Below are 17,974 nucleotides of genomic sequence, written 5' to 3' on the forward strand. Positions count from 1 at the left end.
TTATTTCATCCGCTACTAAACAATCAAGCCTGCTTCTTTACTCTGCCTTATCCGGCGCTACCGCCAAAACTTCCCGCGCCGTCAACCATACCTGACAGCCCAACATGGCCATGAGTGAAACCAGCAAGGCCGGGACCACAGGGTGAATATGAAGCGGCAAAGGCAAGGCCAGCCATTGCAGCATTCCATAACTCAGCAATCCGGAAATCATCGCGGCAAACACCGAGTTGCCAGTCAATGAAGGCCAGAATACCGCCGCCAATATCGGCCAGAGAAACACCGCCTGCAGTGCACCGAAAGCCGCCAAATTGAGCCAGACGATCATGGCCGGCGGCTCCAGCGCCCAGTAGCAGGCGAGCGCAGCAATCATCAACATGGCGATGCGGCTCAAACGCAGCTGGCTTTGCGCCGAGGTTTGTGGCCTGACCTTGACCCAGGCATCCCGCACCAGACTGACCGCTGCCTGCAGCAACATGGAGTCCACCGAGGACATCACGGCAGCAATGGGCGCCGCCAGCAGCACTCCGGCCAAAAGCGGCGAAAACAGTCCGGAGATCAAGGTCGGCATGATTTCATCCGGTACCTGCAAATCAGGATAAAGCGCCCGGCCCATCAATCCGATGAGATGCGGCAACAAGGTCATCAAGACACTGATAAGAGTGCCCCAAATAATCCCTTTCTTGAGCGCCTGGGTATTTTTAACCGCCAATAAACGCACCACAGTATGTGGCAGCCCCAAGGTGCCGAAACAGATAAGCACCCAAAACGACAGCATCATGGGCCAGCCCAGTTGCCCTTCATTGCCATGGGGCTGCAACAAGGCCGGATCTTCACTGGCCACCTTGGACATCAACTCTGTCATCCCCCCATGGCCAAGCAGGGTGAAAAACAGCAGCAAAAGCCCCAGCAGCATTACTATTCCCTGAAAGGCATCTGTGATGGTTACCGCCCGAAAACCACCGCTCAAGGTGTAAGCCAACACAGTCACCACAAACAGAGCCAGCCCCAGGCTGTAGTCGATACCGCTGACCCCGGCAAACAACCTGGCGCCACCGATAAACTGCACCGTTATCATGGCGATAAATCCAAGCACCAAGGAGCCCAGCGCCAACATGCTGACCCCTTTATGCTCGAAGCGAGCATCCAACCACTCAATCAAGGTGGCGTAAGGCGCCTTGGCCGCGAGGATCTTCGGCCCCAGCACCCCCAGGGTCAGCATGGCGACCGGCACCTGGATCAAGGCTAGCCACACCCAGCCCAAACCTATCTTGTAGGCGGCGCCCGGGCCACCGATAAAAGAGCTGGCACTGGTATAGGTTGCCACTAGCGTCAAGGCCAACATGGGGCCATTGAGAAAACGGCCACCGATAAAAAAGCGCGCCGCCTTATCCTGATAGAGGCTGGCCTTGTCTTGTCTGGCGGCAATAAAGCGGGTCAACACCAGGCTGAGCAACAGATAAACTAATACCGGGATAAGGGTGGTCACTCTTTATGCCCTCCTCGGCCAAACAGGTAGAAGAGCCCCAGAATGAAACATAAGGGGGTCAGGATACAGGACAGCCAAAACCATAAAGGCAGGCCGTAATAGTCAGGTTTTGAGTCCCAGACACCCATATCGGTCAACAGGGGCCCCAGAGCCCACAATAGGGCGTAAATCAGGGTAAGTATGATGGCCAGACGTGCCATGGATGGCATAACGGCCTCCTTGGATTGCTCCTGGGGTTGGAGCGTGACAGCAAAAAGAAAGCGTTGATTCTAATCAACTCTTCCCCCGAGTGCCAAGGCATGACTCAAGTTACGCTTTGGTTGTGGGATAAAGTTATCACCCGGTTACCTGATGATATTCCGTTAACTTTTTGACTGCATGCCGAATTAACCATGACAGGACTCACAGCCCTGAGCCTGCTCCCGAACAGGTCACAACGGCCCAAAATTCAAGGCCCGGCTCAAACTTTGACACCGATTTGTGAAGCAGTAGGAATAAGGATTTACTTAAATAGACTGTCGGCGGATCCCCCAGTGTCGGCGCTATGGCATACAATTGTTAACCTGCTCGCAAAATTTAGCTTTTCCCTGTGGGTAAAGGCCGATATCAGATGCCGACAGCGCGGCTCTGTGTTAATATTTTTGTGGTAAATTGGTAAGACCAATTTTAAGGTTCGATGCATAGCGAGCGATTCTTTGAACAGACTTTCTCGGGGTAGCTAAAACCTCAACCTGGGCTCTGTAAGTAAAGAAGATGGAGATTGCGGCAACATGGGAGATGTAAACATTTCCAGTTTGCAGCCATTCATCGCGAGCAACAGCACAGATTGGACTTTTACAACGTGTTACAAGCTTAGGCTTGGGTTAAACACCAAATAGAAAGCACAGGCTGCGGTAGATAACACTGCAAGATAATTAAGATTGCGGTGAATTATTTCAAGACGGTTTTTCAGGCAAAAAAGGGATGGCAAAAGGTAGTTTAATTTCATAATTCAGATTATAAGGCGATTAAATTGATCTGAATCACGTAATTTAATTACATCTTGCTTATAGTTAACGAATTCGATGGCTCAAGGGTCATCACACAGAACAAGCGATAAATGAATTTCATAACCTAAACCGGTGGCCAGCCACCAAATGAGCGAAAGAAGGCAGCTATGAACAACAGTCCTAGCCCATTTGATGCATCAACCCCTGCCAATACTGCGCAGAAGGTCGAGGATGCGGCCGTCGTCAAAATCGGCCGCGATACCCAGTCGACCCTGTTGCTGGCCATGACTGCGGGGGTGTTTATTGGCCTCGCGTTTATCTTCTATGTTGTCGCCACTGCCGGTGGCAGCGCCCTTCCCTACGGTCTCAACAAACTCATCGGCGGCCTGTGCTTCAGCCTAGGCCTGATGTTGGTGGTGGTACTGGGCGGCGAACTCTTCACCTCTACTGTATTAACCATTACTGCCAGAGCCAGCAAACGGGTCACCACCAAGGCCTTACTGCGCAACTGGGGGCTGGTCTATCTGGGCAACTTTATCGGCGCCATGCTACTGGTAGGCCTGATGATCACCGCCAAACACTATGATGCCGGCCACGGTTTGATAGGGCTTGGCTACATGAAGACCGCCCAGGCCAAACTGCACCATGACTTTTTCCAGGCCATCGCTCTCGGGATCATGTGTAACATCATGGTGTGTCTGGCGGTATGGATGGCCTATGCCGGTCGCTCAGTCACAGACAAATTGCTGGCCGTGGTGCTACCGGTTGCCATGTTTGTCGCCGCAGGCTTTGAGCACTGCATCGCCAACATGTTCCTTATTCCTATGGCCATTATCAGCAAAAATATGGCCGGCACTGAATTCTGGACAAGCGCCGGGGTCAGCCCCGAGCAGTTTGCCGATCTCACATGGAGCCAATTCGTGTTCCATAATCTGGTTCCCGTCACTCTGGGTAATATCGTGGGGGGAGCTTTATTTGTAGGGTTGACTTACTGGTTTGTGTATCGCCGTCCCTTGCTGGCCAAGCAAGGCAGCGAGACCAGCAAGTAACTTTATCTCAACTAGAAGGTATGAGTACTATGACCGAGAAAACTGAGCTGTTTGCAAGCGCATGGGAAGGCTTTGTTCCCGGCGATTGGAAGACCGAAGTCAATGTACGTGACTTTATCCAGAAGAACTACACCCCCTATGAAGGTGATGAGTCTTTCCTGGCTGGCCCCACCACTGCGACCACAGCCCTGTGGGACAAAGTCATGGAAGGCATCAAGCAGGAAAACCGCACCCACGCTCCGGTCGACTTTGATACAGACAAAGTCTCTACCATAGATTCCCATGATGCCGGCTACATCAATCAGGAACTGGAAACCATCGTTGGTTTGCAGACTGATGCGCCACTCAAACGCGCCATGCTGCCCAACGGTGGTATCCGCATGGTTGAAGGCTCCTGCGCCGCCTATGATCGCGAGCTGGATCCTGAAATCAAATATGTCTACTCCGAACTGCGTAAGACCCATAACCAGGGTGTGTTCGATGTTTACACTCCGGAAATTCTCGCTTGCCGCAAGTCAGGTGTACTGACAGGTTTGCCCGATGCCTACGGTCGTGGCCGTATCATTGGTGACTACCGTCGCGTAGCCCTCTACGGTATCGACTACCTGATGAAGGACAAGGTTGCCCAGTTCACTTCACTGCAGGCTCAGATGGAAGCCGGTGAAGATCTGAGCAACGTTATCCAGTTGCGTGAAGAGATTGCCGAGCAGCACAGAGCGCTGGGCAAGATGAAGAAGATGGCAGCCAAATACGGTTATGACATCTCCGGCCCTGCCAAGAATGCCAAAGAAGCCATCCAGTGGACCTACTTCGGCTATCTGGCCGCGGTGAAGAGCCAAAACGGCGCGGCCATGTCTCTGGGCCGTACTTCAACCTTCATCGACGTTTATATCGAACGCGATCTGAAAAATGGCGTGCTCACCGAAGAGCAGGCTCAGGAGATGATCGACCATTTCGTGATGAAACTGCGTATGGTGCGCTTCCTGCGTACTCCTGAATACGATGAGCTGTTCTCCGGCGACCCAATCTGGGCTACCGAATCTATCGGTGGTATGGGTCTGGACGGTCGTCCACTGGTGAGCAAGACCAGCTTCCGCTTCCTTCACACCCTGTACAACATGGGCCCAAGCCCAGAGCCAAACATCACTGTGCTTTGGTCCGAGCAGCTGCCTCAGCCATTCAAAAAATACTGTGCCAAAGTGTCTATCGACACCAGCTCCATCCAGTATGAAAACGATGACCTGATGCGTCCTGACTTCGAGTCTGATGACTACGCCATCGCCTGCTGCGTGAGCCCCATGGTTGTCGGCAAACACATGCAGTTCTTTGGTGCCCGTGCCAACCTGGCCAAGACCATGTTGTACGCCATCAACGGCGGTGTGGATGAAAAGCTGAAAATTCAGGTCGCTCCCAAGGCAGATCCTATCACAGACGAAGTGCTCAACTATGATGACGTCATGAGCCGTCTCGATGGCCTGATGGACTGGTTGGCAACTCAGTATGTCACTGCGCTGAACACCATCCACTACATGCACGACAAGTACTCCTACGAAGCCGCGCTGATGGCGCTGCATGACAGAGACGTACGTCGCACCATGGCCTGTGGTATCGCCGGTCTGTCTATTGCTGCCGACTCCCTGTCTGCCATCAAGTATGCCAAGGTGAAACCGGTTCGCGATGAAAACGGTATTGCCGTAGACTTCGAAATCGAGGGTGATTATCCCAAGTTCGGTAACAACGACGCCCGTGTTGATGACATCGCCTGCATGCTGGTCGAAGGCTTTATGGCCAAAATTCGTGACAAAAAGATGTACCGCAACGCCATCCCAACCCAGTCAATCCTGACCATTACTTCCAACGTGGTGTATGGTAAGAAGACAGGTAACACTCCAGATGGTCGCCGTGCTGGTGCACCATTTGCCCCGGGAGCCAACCCAATGCACGGCCGTGACGAAAAAGGCGCTATCGCTTCACTGACCTCAGTGGCCAAGCTGCCCTTCGCTCACGCTCAGGACGGTATCTCTTACACCTTCTCCATTGTGCCTAACGCACTGGGTAAAGATGAAGATGCCCGCCGCACCAACCTGGCCGCGCTGATGGACGGATACTTCGCCCACAAGCCAGGCCATGAAGGTGGTCAGCACCTGAACGTCAACGTGATGAACCGTGAAATGCTGGAAGATGCTGTCGTCAACCCTGACAAGTATCCACAGCTGACCATACGCGTTTCAGGCTACGCAGTGCGCTTCAACTCACTGACCCCTGAGCAGCAGCAAGACGTGATTACCCGTACTTTCACCAAAGCACTGTAATTCACGTTTGAAACCAGGCTGCAGCGGCCGCCGCTGCAGCCATTCCAAGGAGAGCACATGACAGTAAAAGGACGGATCCACTCGGTGGAATCCTTTGGCACAGTAGATGGTCCCGGCATTCGCTTTATCGCCTTTATGCAGGGTTGCCTGATGCGCTGTAAATACTGTCACAATCGCGACACCTGGGATCTGGATGGCGGCAAGGAAGTGACGGTCGCGGAGCTGATGGAACAGATAGTCAGCTACCGACCTTTTTTGGAAGCCAGCGGTGGTGGCGTGACCGCCAGCGGTGGTGAAGCCGTGTTGCAGGCAGAATTCGTTGCCGAGCTATTCAAGGCCTGTAAGGCCGAAGGCATACACACCTGTCTGGATACCAACGGCTTTGTTCGTAAGTACACAGAAGTAATTGACCAGTTGCTGGATAACACGGATCTGGTGCTACTGGACATCAAGCAGATGGATGATGCCAAGCATATAGATCTCACCAAGGTCAGCAACCAGAGAACATTGCAGTTTGCGGAGTATCTGGCAAAACGAGGCCAGAAAACCTGGATCCGTTACGTGGTTGTCGGCGGCTATACAGACGATGAAGCCTCGGCCGAGAAACTGGCTGAATTTATCAAGCCAATGACCAATGTGGAAAAAGTGGAGTTACTGCCCTACCACGAACTGGGCAAACATAAGTGGGAAGCCATGGGTGAGCACTATGAACTCGACGGCGTATCGCCGCCGGATCGCGAAACCATGGAGCGAATAAAGGCTATATTTATTCAGAAAGGGATCAACGCCGGTTACTGATTCAGAGCTCTTCCCAAAAACCGGCATCAAGACGTTCAAAAGCCAATTTGAGGATCTGCGCCATATCCATATAGCAGGCCTTGGCCCCTAAAGGGCGACTGCTCACACCAAGCCCGGAAAGCTTGGCATTGAGTTGATTTCCCCAATCTAGCAAGGACAGCGGCAAGGGATGGCGAGCACGCCAACCCAGCCACAGATAGCCCTGCAAAGGCAGGCTGAGAAAGAATAGAAAGATAGCAATGGCCTGGGGCAGATAGTCCCAACCATAGAAATAGAGTGGCGCGGCAGCCGATAGCATGGCCAACACAGGCATCAACTGCAACGCCAACTGAGTGGCACGAATAACGCGAAACTCAGGAAAAAAGAAACCCAGTTGTCTGACCATGGGCCAGGTCTTCATATAACGATGACCTTCCCTCACGGTTTTGAGAAAGTTAAGGCTCAATCAAGGCACCTGAAACAAGCATAATATTGCTTTTACCTTAGCACAGTTCCCTATTCGGCCCCAACAACGGCTTGACGGCAGGAACGCAGTGAAACAGGTTACAGGCGAGTCCAGTTCACCCGTAACTTATTAATTAAAAACGGCGAAAGGTTTTTAACATGTCTAAAAAACTGGTATTGGTTCTAAATTGCGGCAGCTCTTCTTTGAAATTTGCAGTCATGGATGCACTCACGGGCGATGATCAGATCTCAGGTCTGGCCGAGTGCTTTGGTCTGGAAAACTCCCGCATCAAATGGAAACACAATGGCGAAAAGCATGAAGCCGCACTGGGCGCATTTACCGCGCACCGTGAAGCCGTGGAGTTTATTGTAAACCAGATTTTGGCTCCCCTGCCTGAACTGGCGTCACAAATCCTGGCAGTGGGTCACCGTATCGTGCATGGCGGCGAAAAATTCACCCACTCGGTAATCATTGACGATCAGGTGATCAAAGGTATCGAAGACTGTGCCTCTCTGGCACCGCTGCACAACCCGGCGCACCTGATAGGCATTCGCGCCGCCATGGCCTCGTTCCCAAGCTTGCCTCAGGTTGCCGTGTTTGACACTGCCTTCCACCAGAGTATGCCTGAGCACGCCTTTGTCTATGCCCTGCCCTATAAGCTCTACCGTGAGCACGGCATTCGTCGTTACGGTATGCACGGCACCAGCCATCTGTTTGTCAGCCGTGAAGCTGCCAAGGTGCTGGGTAAAGAGTTGGCCGACACCAATGTAATCTGTGCTCATCTGGGCAACGGCGCTTCGGTCACGGCGGTTAAAGGCGGCAAGAGCATGGATACTTCCATGGGTCTGACACCACTGGAAGGCTTGGTGATGGGAACTCGCTGCGGCGATATCGACCCCTCCATCATCTATCATCTGGTGCACCAACTGGGTTACACCCTGGAAGAGGTCAACAACCTGCTGAACAAGCAGAGCGGCCTTTTGGGGATCAGCGAACTGACCAATGATTGCCGTGGTATCGAGGAAGGATATGCCGAAGGTCACAAAGGTGCGACACTGGCACTGGAAATCTTCTGCTATCGTCTGGCAAAATACATCGCCTCCTACACTGTGCCATTAGGCCGTCTGGATGCCGTGGTGTTTACCGGCGGCATAGGTGAAAACTCCGACATTATCCGCAAGAAAGTGCTGGAACTACTGTCCATCTTCAACTTCCAGGTCGATGATGAACGCAACCTGGCCGCCCGCTTCGGCAATGGCGGAATTATCACTAAAGATGAAGGCACTCTGGCCATGGTCATTCCCACCAATGAAGAGTGGGTCATCGCCGAAGACGCTATTAGTTTGATAGAAGAATAATATGACCAATCAGCCGCCTGGTTAGCCTGGCGGCTTTCATGTTTTTTGACTTTACAAGATTCACCGGAAAACCATCGACTCCGAAGAGGTTTTTATGTCCCGTAACATTATGTTGATCCCCATAGGCACAGGCGTCGGCCTGACGTCTATCAGCCTGGGGATGGTTCGCGCATTGGAACGCCACGGCGTTAAAGTGCAATTCTTTAAACCCATTTCCCAGTTGCGCCCGCAGGATCACGGCCCTGAGCGTTCAACCACCATCCTCAGCAAATCCCCAACGGTCAACCCGCTTGAGCCGTTTGAGATGATCCACGCCGAAGCACTGATCCGTGCCGATCAGACGGATGTGCTGATGGAGCAAATTATCGCCCGCGCCAGTGAAATTGCCGATAACACTGAAACCCTGATCATCGAAGGCCTGGTGCACACCCGTAGTCACCCGTTTGCCGATGATGTCAATTATGCCATTGCCAAGGCGCTCGACGCCGATGTGATTTTTGTCGCAACCCCAGGCAACGACAGCCCGACCGGGCTGATGAACCGCCTCGAAATCGCCTTTAACTCCTGGGGCGGTAACAAGAACAAGCGTCTTATCGGTGCCATCATCAACAAGATTGGCGCGCCGGTAGACGACGAAGGCCGTGCCCGTCCGGATCTGTCTGAGGTATTCGACCATCAAGGCGTTCAGCGCAGCGATACTGCCGGTATGTTCCAGTTGCCGGGCAAGAGCCCACTTAGGATCCTCGGCAGCGTACCTTATAACCTGGATCTGGTGTCCCCTCGAGCCTCAGATTTGGCCAAGCACCTGCGCGCCCGCATCATCAATGCCGGTGAGATGAACACTCGCCGTCTGCGCAAGGTAACCTTCTGTGCCCGCTCTATTCCCAACATGGTGCAGCACATCAAGACCGACTCGCTGCTGGTCACCTCTGGCGATCGCTCCGATGTTATCGTATCTGCCTGTCTGGCAGCCATGAACGGCGTCAAGATTGGTGCCTTGCTGCTGAGCGGCGGTTATGAACCTGAACCCGAGATCATGGCTTTATGTGAACAGGCCTTTGAAACCGGCCTGCCTGTGTTCCTTATCGACACCAATACCTGGCAGACCTCACTCAATATTCAGCGCTTTGACCACGAAGTACCTGTGGATGATGCAGTACGTATTGAACTGGTACAGGAATATGTTGCCGGTCATATAGATCAGAGCTGGATTGAAAGCGTCACAGAGAACTCGCCTCGCGAGCACCGCCTGTCGCCACCGGCTTTCCGCTACAAGCTTACCGAGCTGGCCCGCGCCGCCCGTAAGACTGTGGTACTGCCTGAAGGCGATGAGCCGCGCACCATCAAAGCCGCCGCCATCTGCGCCGAGCGCGGTATTGCCCGCTGCGTACTGCTAGGCAAACGCGACGAAATCCTGCGTATCGCAGCCCAGCAGGATGTCATTCTGGGAGAGGATGTCGAGATTATCGATCCCGATGAAGTGCGTGAGCGCTATGTCGAACCTATGCTGGATCTTCGCCGTCACAAGGGCCTGACCGAAGTAGTTGCCCGTGAGCAGTTGGAAGACAACATGGTGCTGGGCACTATGATGCTGGCCCAGAATGAAGTAGACGGTATCGTTTCCGGTGCGGTCAACACCACGGCCAACACCATTCGTCCGCCACTACAGCTGATTAAAACAGCACCCGGCTCCAGTCTGGTCTCTTCCATCTTCTTTATGCTGATGCCGGATCAAGTGCTGGTATATGGTGACTGCGCCATCAACCCGGATCCCAATGCCGAGCAGTTGGCCGATATCGCCATCCAATCGGCCGAGTCGGCCAAAGCCTTCGGCATTGAGCCCAGAGTGGCGATGATCAGCTACTCAACCGGTGACTCAGGTACAGGCTCGGATGTGGATAAGGTTCGTGAAGCCACCCGGATTGCCAAAGAGAAGCGTCCGGATCTGGTGATTGACGGCCCACTGCAATACGACGCCGCTGTCATGCCCAACGTGGCTCGCTCCAAGGCGCCGGATAGCCCGGTTGCCGGTAAGGCGACCGTGTTTGTGTTCCCGGATCTCAACACGGGTAACACCACTTATAAGGCCGTTCAACGAAGCGCCGATCTGATCAGCATAGGCCCTATGTTGCAAGGTATGCGTAAGCCGGTGAACGATCTGTCCCGCGGCGCCCTGGTGGATGATATTGTTTACACCATCGCCCTGACGGCCATTCAGGCTACTCAGAACGATTAACGGACTATAACCAACTCAAAAGCGTCTGCTACTGCAGGCGCTTTTTTTTTGGGTTCATCGCGGATCTCCGGGGAATGCAGCTCTGACTTTCAACAAGAAGTATTCGGTATCCAGGTAGCCAAAGCCCATTCGCTTCAGCAATTTGATTTTGTTATTTAAACGGTATTATGGACTGACTGCGGCTTTTATCAGCAAAAGCTGTACAAAATCAACGCAAAGGATCCTTTACGCCAGTTATGATTCAGTCGGGAATGAGTCATCAGGAGAGAAACAGATAGGGGAAAGTGCCAAGCGTCAAAAATTAACCAGCGACAATTTAACGACGATATCAATCGCTTAGAAAGTATCTATCGAGTCTTCAACACACTTGTCCACAGATTCTGTGGATAAGAATCCGTGCGCTATCCTCTTTATATGCCACAGGATCGCCGATCCCGTCAAGCCCGAGGCAGCGGCTTGCGATCAATACTAAAAAAACCGATACTGTTTGGCACCAATCGCCAGGGTCAACACTATGAGATATTTACTTTTTCTTTGTCTGCTAGGCCTATTTGGCTGCAATGATGACCCGAATAAAGCCACCATAGATACGCCAGAGCAAGTCGCCCTGGGATTCTTTCAGGCCATCTATATAGATAAAGATGTCGAGAAGGCGAGCCTGTATGTCGACGACCCTATGAAGGAGGTGCTGCAAAGTTACTATATCGCCGCCTCTGTACAGCGCCATATGCTCAATCTACAGATGACAGATGTCACCCTGGAGATTGAAGAGATAGATATCGACTTCTTTCGCAAGTTTACCGATGACGTGACCATAGTGGTCAAATTTACCGGCCATAGAGGTGGTCGGCCCTGGGTCGATGACAGAACCATTCGCCTGCATAAACGGGGTCGGGGCTGGGTGATAGTGGAAATTCTCCCGGAAATTGGCAAGATCAACTCAGGTTCCCTGTAATAATTGTGCACTGACCCACGCAAGGGCCGAAGAGGTTTATCCCTCAAAGCCCGCCGTGCTACACTCACAGGCAATTTTCACTCAGCCTGATTACTATGAAACAACTGCTGGATTTCCTGCCGCTGGTCATCTTCTTTGCCGTTTATAAGTTTTACGATATCTACGTCGCCAGTGGCGCCCTGATAGCCGCAACGGCGCTGCAACTCGTGGTGACCTACCTGCTGTACCGCAAGCTTGAGAAAATGCATCTCATCACCTTTGCCATGGTGGCCGTATTCGGTACCCTGACCTTGGTGTTTCACGACGATACCTTTATCAAATGGAAAGTCACCATAGTCTATGCCTTGTTCGCCTTGGGTCTGGGTGTCAGCCAATTGCTGAATAAGCCTGTGCTCAAGGGCATGCTGGGGCAGGAACTCAAGGTTGCCGACAAGATATGGGCCCAAGTCACTTGGTACTGGGTCAGTTTCTTTATTGTCTGCGGCCTTATCAATATCTATGTCGCCTTCAGTCTGAGTCAGGAAACCTGGGTAAACTTCAAGGTCTTTGGCTTGACTGCAGTGACGCTGCTGAACACCATAGCAACCGTGGTTTATCTCTTTAAACACATCCCCGAAGAGCAACGCAAGGAACTCAAATAATGTGGTATATGATCTCATCCCAAGATGTTGAAAACAGTCTGGAAAAACGTCTTGCCGCTCGTCCGGCCCATCTACAGCGCCTGCAACTGCTGGCCGATGAAGGACGATTGATGCTGGCCGGTCCACATCCCGCCGTGGACAGTGAAAACCCGGGGGACGCCGGATTCAGCGGCTCTTTGGTAGTGGCCGAGTTTGAATCGCTGGAAGCCGCCCAGGCCTGGGCCAATGCCGATCCTTATGTTGCCGCCGGCGTTTATCTGAGTGTTATCGTTAAACCCTTCAAACGAGTGCTGCCCTGATGAAAATCGTTTCCTTCAACATCAACGGATTGAGAGCCCGTCTGCATCAGCTGCAACAGTTGATAGACAGCCACCAACCGGACATCATAGGGCTGCAGGAAACCAAGGTGCACGACGAAGCCTTCCCTCTGGCCGAAGTGGAAGCTATGGGTTATCAGGTACATTTCCACGGTGGCAAGGCCCACTATGGTGTGGCTCTGTTATCCAAACAAGCCCCCATTGAGGTTCAAAAAGGCTTTCCCACCGACGATGAAGATGCCCAGCGCCGGCTTATCGCCGGAAAGTTCATCCAGGACAACGGCCGGGTGCTGACAGTGATCAACGGTTACTTCCCCCAGGGGGAGAATATCAATCACGAGACCAAGTACCCGGCCAAGCGTAAGTTTTACGCCGACCTGATGCAGTATCTGCAAAACTCATTCAGCCCGGATCAGGATATTGCCATCATAGGGGATATCAATATCTCGCCGCTGGATCTGGATATCGGCATCGGCGACGCCAATGCCAAACGTTGGCTGAAGACGGGTAAATGCAGCTTCCAGCCGGAAGAGCGTGAATGGTTGCAAACCCTGCTGAATTGGGGCTTTGTGGATACCTTCCGCCAGTTGCATCCGCAGCGCAGCGAACGCTACTCCTGGTTTGATTATCGTAGCCGTGGCTTTGATGATAACCGCGGCCTGCGTATCGATGTGATCCTGGCAACCGAGTCGCTGGCAAGCCGCTTGAGTGAGGCCGATGTGGATTACGCGCTTCGCGGCATCGACAAGCCCTCGGATCACGCGCCTATCTGGAGCTGTTTTCGCTGACATTGTTGTGAGCGCTGATGACGCTCAGGACGCTTACCACAGCAAGCGGCACGCCTGAAGCAAAAAACAAAGCTCAGGAACCGCTATAACGCAAAACGCCGACATCTGATGATGCCGGCGTTTTTTATGCGAGCCGTTCAACTGGTTTTATACTGTGCCAACAGCCGGGTCAGAGAGGCAGAAGCCTGGGCCAGTTTTTGGCTCAGCTCTATCGCCCTTTCGCTGGCCTGGCGCATCTGCTCCGAGTGGCTGCGGATATCGCCAAGCTGCGAGCTGATCTCCCGGGCTGACACGCTTTGCTCTTCGGCCGAGGCAGCGATTTGGCTGCTGCGATCAAATACCGCATCCACTGAGCCACGCATCCCCTCAACATCCGTCCCCACCTGAATGATCGCCTGGCGGCTTTCGTCGGCCTGCGACACTATCGCCTCGGTCAACTGAGACAAATTACGGCTGCCCGCCTGCAACCCCTCTATCATACGTTGAATTTCCACTGTCGCTTCCTGGGTTCGCCCCGCCAGGGTCCGCACCTCATCGGCAACCACGGCAAAGCCGCGCCCCTGTTCACCGGCTCTGGCGGCCTCGATGGCGGCATTGAGCGCCAGCAGATTGGTCTGCTCGGAAATACCATCAATAGTGGTCACCACGGCACCAATCTCGGTGGCATCCCGCGACAGTTGCGATACCGAAGAAAAAGCCTCGGCAATCCGGCTCGACAACTCACCTATACTGGCAACTGTTTCTGCTATATGTCTGGCGCCCAAGCCCATCTGAGAGGCGTTGTCCCGGGTCTGGGAAGAGGTTTCGGCGGCGTTGTGGGACACTTCGGTAATGGCATTGCTCATCTGCTCCATCGCCGTGGCCACAGTATCGAGAAACTGCCACTGAATTTTGCCCATCTCATCACCGGCGGCGGCTTGCTCGGCAAATTCGGAAGCCGCCATCGACAAGGTTTCGGCATTGCTGCTGATGGCGGTGACCATTTCGCTCATGTTATCGGCGCAGCGGTCAATCTCGCGGGCTATCAGGCTAAAATCATCTGTGCCAAAGAAATTGAGCCTGAAGCTCAAATCGCCGTCAGCCAAGCGTTTGATCGCCATATACATATCCCATAGTCCGCCGCCAAGAGAGGTAGAGATCCAATAGCTGAGTTGAAACAGTGGCAACAGCCCGACAAAAGCCCACAGCAGCAACCAGTTTGCCCGACTGAGCATCTCTTGCTCCTGCAGTGTTAAGCTGTCACCGAGCCAGTAGTTACCATCTCGGCTACTGAGCATAACTTTTACCTCGGCGCGCGGTTCATTGCGGCTAAGACCTTGCTGCTGTAACCAAAGATCGCGCCCCTGCTTGGGCGCCAGCTGGAGCAGGGTCTCGGCTTTGGCTTGTAAACGCGCCTCAGCGCCCTGGGTTACACTGGCATCCAACTGCCACCAGTTGGCCAGTGCGATAGCGGCAGTTATTGCGGTAACCAGCGAACACACAAGCCAGAATTTACCGTTGAGACTGAACTTAATCAGCATGGCATCAACTTTTCTAAACTGGATCTGCTTCATCAGTGCTCCTCAGCGCGAAGCTAAAAGCCGGGACAGGATCCTGGCAGTATAATCTATTACTCCACCACCCTTTCGACCGGCAGAGGTTTTGTTTGAGTTTCACGACTGCGGCTGGTTTGGCAATAGCCCATGAGATCGGTCAAACGACTCATGGCATAACCGAATACGGCGCCAATCAGCAGCGGCGGCATAATAGCCGCAATATCCGCCGACATGGCAAAGGTGATGCAACAACCAATAAAGGCACCAGGAATAAAGTTAAGTTTACCGAAGCAGGCCTGCAGGCACATGGCACTGGTGGCTATACCGGTGAAGATCCAGCCAAATACCGGCGAGACAAAGAAGCTGCTGCCGCTGATGATAAGCCAGGCCCAGAATACTCCCGATGTATTGGTGCACCAGGCCTGAAGCAAACCGGCGAACCCACTGCGTCCTTGAGCAAAGAAAGTACTGCACCCCAGAAACCCTATCCAGGTGATCAGCCCAAAGGTGTCGGCAACCCCACACCAAACAGTGGCCAAGAGACCGGCAGATATTGCTGCATGCCAACGCTGTTGCATAGGAGTATCTCCCCAAAATGTAAACATTGGTTAAATTACCCCGCTTTTGATAACAAAAACCGGATCTACACCAAAAAAGGGCTTATTAATGCCGAGATCTGGCTCACTTTGCAAACATTTGGTAGTAAAAAAACAATAACGGAGTGAATTTTAGCCAAATAAAAACCCGGGCATGCCCGGGTCAGTTACAACAGGGATAGCCTCAATCGGCCAGTAGCTGATCGGCAACAAAGGGGTTATTACGCCTTTCTTCACCAAAGCTCGACATAGGGCCGTGGCCGGGAATGAAATTGACCTGCTCGCCCAAAGGCCAGAGTTTGTAACGAATGGAGTCAATCAGCTGCTGATAGTTGGAGCCGGGAAAGTCAGTACGGCCTATAGAGCCACGGAAAAGGACATCTCCCACCCAGGCCAGGTTCTCTTCGCGGTCAAAGAAAATCACATGCCCTGGGGTATGCCCCGGACAGTGAAAAACCTGCAATGCCTGCTCTCCCAGGATAACCTCTGCACCATCTTCGAGATAGCGGTCAGCCTCGAAGGCGGCGCAGGCCGGGAAACCAAAGTTCTGGCTTTGGCGTGGCAGGTTCTCCAGCCAGAATTTATCGTCGATATGCGGGCCAATAATCTGCACGTCACACTCGGTGGCCAAAGCCTTGGCGGCACCAACATGATCTATGTGTCCGTGAGTCAAAAGAATATATTGCAACTGCAGGCCGTGCTGCGCCAGGGCATCCATGATGCGCTCATGGTTACCACCTGGATCTATCACAGCGGCTTTGCCACTCTTCTCACACCAGATGAGGCTGCAGTTCTGCTGGAAAGGGGTCACTGGGATGATCTGGTATTTCATTACACACACTCGCAGGCTGTTATCGTTCCATGATCGATAGATCGTCTCGGAGCATGATCCATCAACCCGGCAACAGAAAAATTGATCCCGGGCAGGAAAGCGCCAGATAGGTAACTTTTCTGGCGCCGGTTTGCAGCGCAGGGATTTTTGTATACAATTTTGAGCCATCCACCGTCAAGCCCAAGGCCCTACATGATAACAGACAGCCGTCTTGCTGGCATCCTGAGCCGCAAACACTTCTTCTCTCTGCCACTGGATTATCAGCATCCCACCAGGGAACAACTGCAAATTTTTGCCCGGGAGCTTATCGGCACCCAGGATAACGCCGCGACCTTGCCACTCTTGGTGTTTTTTCAAGGTGGCCCAGGCTTTGGTGCCGCCCGCCCCCTTGCCAATGGCGGCTGGATTAAAAGAGCACTCAAGGAGTATAGGGTACTCTTACTGGATCAGCGCGGTACAGGTCTTTCAAGCCCGCTCAGCTTCAAGACACTGGACGGCATGACGCCTGACGAGCAGGCTGAGCACCTGAGCCATTTTCGCGCCGACAATATCATCCGCGATGCCGAGGCGATTCGGGCACAACTGAGCCCTGATACTCCCTGGAGCATTCTCGGTCAGAGTTTCGGTGGCTTTTGCGTACTCAGATACCTGAGCGCCGCACCGCAAGGGCTCAAGGAAGCCTTTATTACCGGCGGTATCCCTTCCCTTGAGCGCCCCGCAGCCGAAGTTTACCGGGCAACTTATCAACGCCTGCTGGCCAAAAACCAGGATTTCTTTGCCCGTTTCAAGGATGCCAAAGCCTTGCTGGCCGAGCTCAGAGACTTTATCAATAACCATGATGCGCGCCTGGCTACAGGAGAGCGGCTGACCCAGGAAATGCTGCAACTTTTGGGGGTTAACTTAGGTATGGAGCAGGGGCCAGAGGCAGTCTACTATTTGCTGGAGCAAGCCTTAATAGATACCCCAAGCGGCAAGGCGCTCAATCCCTTGTTTGAGGGGCAGTTCTGCCAAATGCTGGATTACAATACCAACCCGCTGTTTGCCATCATGCACGAGTCCATCTACTGCCAACAGCAAGCGGCAAACTGGGCCGCCCATAGGGTGCGGGCCGAATATCCGGCTTTTGCCCCGGACGCCAAAGAGCTACTCTTCAGCGGTGAAATGATTTACCCCTGGATGTTCGAACAGTTTGCCAACCTCAAGCCGCTGAAAGCCTGCGCCGAATTGCTGGCCGCCAAAGCCGATTGGCCTTCACTCTATGACTCGAACATTCTCGCCAATAACCGTGTACCTGTCGCCGCAGCCATCTACAGCGAAGATATGTATGTCGAGCAAGCCTACAGCCTGGAAACCGCCACCAAAGTGGGCAACCTCAAGTATTGGTTGACCTCTGAGTATGAGCACAATGGCATACGCATGGATGGTGAGCGGATCCTCGATAAGCTGATTGCGCTCAATCGCGGCCAGGCACTCAGATGAATTCAGCTTGGGTTAATTTAAAAAGCGCACACTGAACTTGGTTCCACATCCATTGACGCTTTGCTTAAACACTTGTTTTAGTATCGTCCCGGCCTGCCCTTTTGGCAGGCCTTTTTTATCCCCCAAAAAAAACCGCAGCCTAAGCTGCGGTGGAAAAA

At 53.1% G+C, this 17,974-nt stretch carries 16 protein-coding genes; 10 read left to right on the plus strand and 6 right to left on the minus strand.

Annotated features, from left to right (window positions below; genetic code table 11):
• Nucleotides 1-37: 37 nt before the first annotated feature.
• Together panF and ACMHXE_RS04785 are read right to left on the minus strand one after the other, a co-directional pair.
• Nucleotides 38-1,486, minus strand: coding sequence for a sodium/pantothenate symporter (gene panF, locus ACMHXE_RS04780; protein WP_101056125.1), 1,449 nt, complete (start codon nt 1,484-1,486; stop codon nt 38-40).
• Nucleotides 1,483-1,695: a DUF997 family protein gene (locus ACMHXE_RS04785; RefSeq protein WP_413731539.1), complete on the minus strand. Its 213-nt coding sequence runs from the start codon at nt 1,693-1,695 to the stop codon at nt 1,483-1,485. Before ACMHXE_RS04785 ends, panF begins: the two co-directional genes overlap by 4 nt.
• A 947-nt stretch (nt 1,696-2,642) precedes the next feature.
• Between ACMHXE_RS04785 and focA the strand changes: the two genes are divergently transcribed.
• Genes focA through pflA form a run of 3 tightly spaced genes read left to right on the plus strand, consistent with a single transcriptional unit; the run spans nt 2,643 to nt 6,634 of the window.
• Nucleotides 2,643-3,524: a formate transporter FocA gene (focA, locus tag ACMHXE_RS04790; RefSeq protein WP_144225659.1), complete on the plus strand. Its 882-nt coding sequence runs from the start codon at nt 2,643-2,645 to the stop codon at nt 3,522-3,524.
• A 29-nt stretch (nt 3,525-3,553) separates the two neighbouring features.
• Nucleotides 3,554-5,836, plus strand: coding sequence for a formate C-acetyltransferase (gene pflB / locus ACMHXE_RS04795; RefSeq protein WP_039032803.1), 2,283 nt, complete (start codon nt 3,554-3,556; stop codon nt 5,834-5,836).
• A gap of 57 nt (nt 5,837-5,893) precedes the next feature.
• Nucleotides 5,894-6,634, plus strand: coding sequence for a pyruvate formate lyase 1-activating protein (gene pflA / locus ACMHXE_RS04800; protein WP_101056129.1), 741 nt, complete (start codon nt 5,894-5,896; stop codon nt 6,632-6,634).
• Nucleotide 6,635: 1 nt separating this feature from the next.
• Here the strand turns inward: pflA and yfbV are convergent, their stop codons facing one another.
• On the minus strand, nt 6,636-7,079 hold the full coding sequence (gene yfbV / locus ACMHXE_RS04805; RefSeq protein ID WP_028779375.1) for a terminus macrodomain insulation protein YfbV: 444 nt from the start codon (nt 7,077-7,079) through the stop codon (nt 6,636-6,638).
• A 158-nt stretch (nt 7,080-7,237) separates the two neighbouring features.
• On the opposite strand from yfbV, the gene ackA reads away from it, so the two are divergent.
• From ackA to xthA, 6 genes are all read left to right on the plus strand, one after another.
• On the plus strand, nt 7,238-8,437 hold the full coding sequence (gene ackA, locus ACMHXE_RS04810; protein WP_224868212.1) for an acetate kinase: 1,200 nt from the start codon (nt 7,238-7,240) through the stop codon (nt 8,435-8,437).
• 94 nt (nt 8,438-8,531) lie between these two features.
• A complete protein-coding gene (gene pta / locus ACMHXE_RS04815) occupies nt 8,532-10,673 on the plus strand; it encodes a phosphate acetyltransferase (protein WP_101056130.1) in 2,142 nt (713 codons plus the stop codon).
• Between the two features lie 514 nt (nt 10,674-11,187).
• A complete protein-coding gene (locus ACMHXE_RS04820) occupies nt 11,188-11,628 on the plus strand; it encodes a hypothetical protein (protein WP_101056132.1) in 441 nt (146 codons plus the stop codon).
• A 95-nt stretch (nt 11,629-11,723) separates the two neighbouring features.
• Nucleotides 11,724-12,269: a septation protein A gene (locus ACMHXE_RS04825; protein WP_101056134.1), complete on the plus strand. Its 546-nt coding sequence runs from the start codon at nt 11,724-11,726 to the stop codon at nt 12,267-12,269.
• Nucleotides 12,269-12,568, plus strand: a complete 300-nt coding sequence (locus tag ACMHXE_RS04830) for a YciI family protein (RefSeq protein ID WP_025011774.1) — start codon at nt 12,269-12,271, stop codon at nt 12,566-12,568. Before ACMHXE_RS04825 ends, ACMHXE_RS04830 begins: the two co-directional genes overlap by 1 nt.
• Nucleotides 12,568-13,374 (plus strand): exodeoxyribonuclease III, encoded by an 807-nt coding sequence (gene xthA / locus ACMHXE_RS04835; protein ID WP_101056135.1) that lies wholly within the window; start codon nt 12,568-12,570, stop codon nt 13,372-13,374. The genes ACMHXE_RS04830 and xthA overlap by 1 nt, the downstream gene beginning before the upstream one ends.
• Before the next feature lie 137 nt (nt 13,375-13,511).
• Here the strand turns inward: xthA and ACMHXE_RS04840 are convergent, their stop codons facing one another.
• From ACMHXE_RS04840 to ACMHXE_RS04850, 3 genes are all read right to left on the minus strand, one after another.
• A complete protein-coding gene (locus tag ACMHXE_RS04840) occupies nt 13,512-14,927 on the minus strand; it encodes a methyl-accepting chemotaxis protein (RefSeq protein ID WP_101056137.1) in 1,416 nt (471 codons plus the stop codon).
• A gap of 56 nt (nt 14,928-14,983) precedes the next feature.
• Nucleotides 14,984-15,487 (minus strand): DUF1097 domain-containing protein, encoded by a 504-nt coding sequence (locus ACMHXE_RS04845; RefSeq protein ID WP_101056139.1) that lies wholly within the window; start codon nt 15,485-15,487, stop codon nt 14,984-14,986.
• Between the two features lie 202 nt (nt 15,488-15,689).
• Nucleotides 15,690-16,337 carry an MBL fold metallo-hydrolase gene (locus tag ACMHXE_RS04850; RefSeq protein WP_165565249.1) on the minus strand — a complete coding sequence of 216 codons (648 nt, stop codon included), beginning with the start codon at nt 16,335-16,337 and terminating at the stop codon, nt 15,690-15,692.
• Between the two features lie 192 nt (nt 16,338-16,529).
• On the opposite strand from ACMHXE_RS04850, the gene ACMHXE_RS04855 reads away from it, so the two are divergent.
• Nucleotides 16,530-17,816, plus strand: coding sequence for an alpha/beta fold hydrolase (locus tag ACMHXE_RS04855; protein ID WP_226565738.1), 1,287 nt, complete (start codon nt 16,530-16,532; stop codon nt 17,814-17,816).
• Nucleotides 17,817-17,974: the final 158 nt, after the last annotated feature.

The organism is Shewanella sp. BJSY2023SW007 (assembly GCF_047314525.1).
Lineage (GTDB): Bacteria > Pseudomonadota > Gammaproteobacteria > Enterobacterales > Shewanellaceae > Shewanella > Shewanella chilikensis.

What these genes read in the sequence shown, in the direction of transcription:
- ACMHXE_RS04850 (WP_165565249.1), bottom strand. Translation starts at nt 16,337, where the DNA reads ATGAAATACCAGATCATCCCAGTGACCCCTTTCCAGCAGAACTGCAGC.
- ACMHXE_RS04825 (WP_101056134.1), top strand. Translation starts at nt 11,724, where the DNA reads ATGAAACAACTGCTGGATTTCCTGCCGCTGGTCATCTTCTTTGCCGTT.
- ACMHXE_RS04845 (WP_101056139.1), bottom strand. Translation starts at nt 15,487, where the DNA reads ATGCAACAGCGTTGGCATGCAGCAATATCTGCCGGTCTCTTGGCCACT.
- pflB (WP_039032803.1), top strand. Translation starts at nt 3,554, where the DNA reads ATGACCGAGAAAACTGAGCTGTTTGCAAGCGCATGGGAAGGCTTTGTT.
- pta (WP_101056130.1), top strand. Translation starts at nt 8,532, where the DNA reads ATGTCCCGTAACATTATGTTGATCCCCATAGGCACAGGCGTCGGCCTG.
- ackA (WP_224868212.1), top strand. Translation starts at nt 7,238, where the DNA reads ATGTCTAAAAAACTGGTATTGGTTCTAAATTGCGGCAGCTCTTCTTTG.
- focA (WP_144225659.1), top strand. Translation starts at nt 2,643, where the DNA reads ATGAACAACAGTCCTAGCCCATTTGATGCATCAACCCCTGCCAATACT.
- pflA (WP_101056129.1), top strand. Translation starts at nt 5,894, where the DNA reads ATGACAGTAAAAGGACGGATCCACTCGGTGGAATCCTTTGGCACAGTA.
- ACMHXE_RS04855 (WP_226565738.1), top strand. Translation starts at nt 16,530, where the DNA reads ATGATAACAGACAGCCGTCTTGCTGGCATCCTGAGCCGCAAACACTTC.
- ACMHXE_RS04840 (WP_101056137.1), bottom strand. Translation starts at nt 14,927, where the DNA reads ATGAAGCAGATCCAGTTTAGAAAAGTTGATGCCATGCTGATTAAGTTC.
- ACMHXE_RS04785 (WP_413731539.1), bottom strand. Translation starts at nt 1,695, where the DNA reads ATGCCATCCATGGCACGTCTGGCCATCATACTTACCCTGATTTACGCC.
- xthA (WP_101056135.1), top strand. Translation starts at nt 12,568, where the DNA reads ATGAAAATCGTTTCCTTCAACATCAACGGATTGAGAGCCCGTCTGCAT.
- ACMHXE_RS04830 (WP_025011774.1), top strand. Translation starts at nt 12,269, where the DNA reads ATGTGGTATATGATCTCATCCCAAGATGTTGAAAACAGTCTGGAAAAA.
- ACMHXE_RS04820 (WP_101056132.1), top strand. Translation starts at nt 11,188, where the DNA reads ATGAGATATTTACTTTTTCTTTGTCTGCTAGGCCTATTTGGCTGCAAT.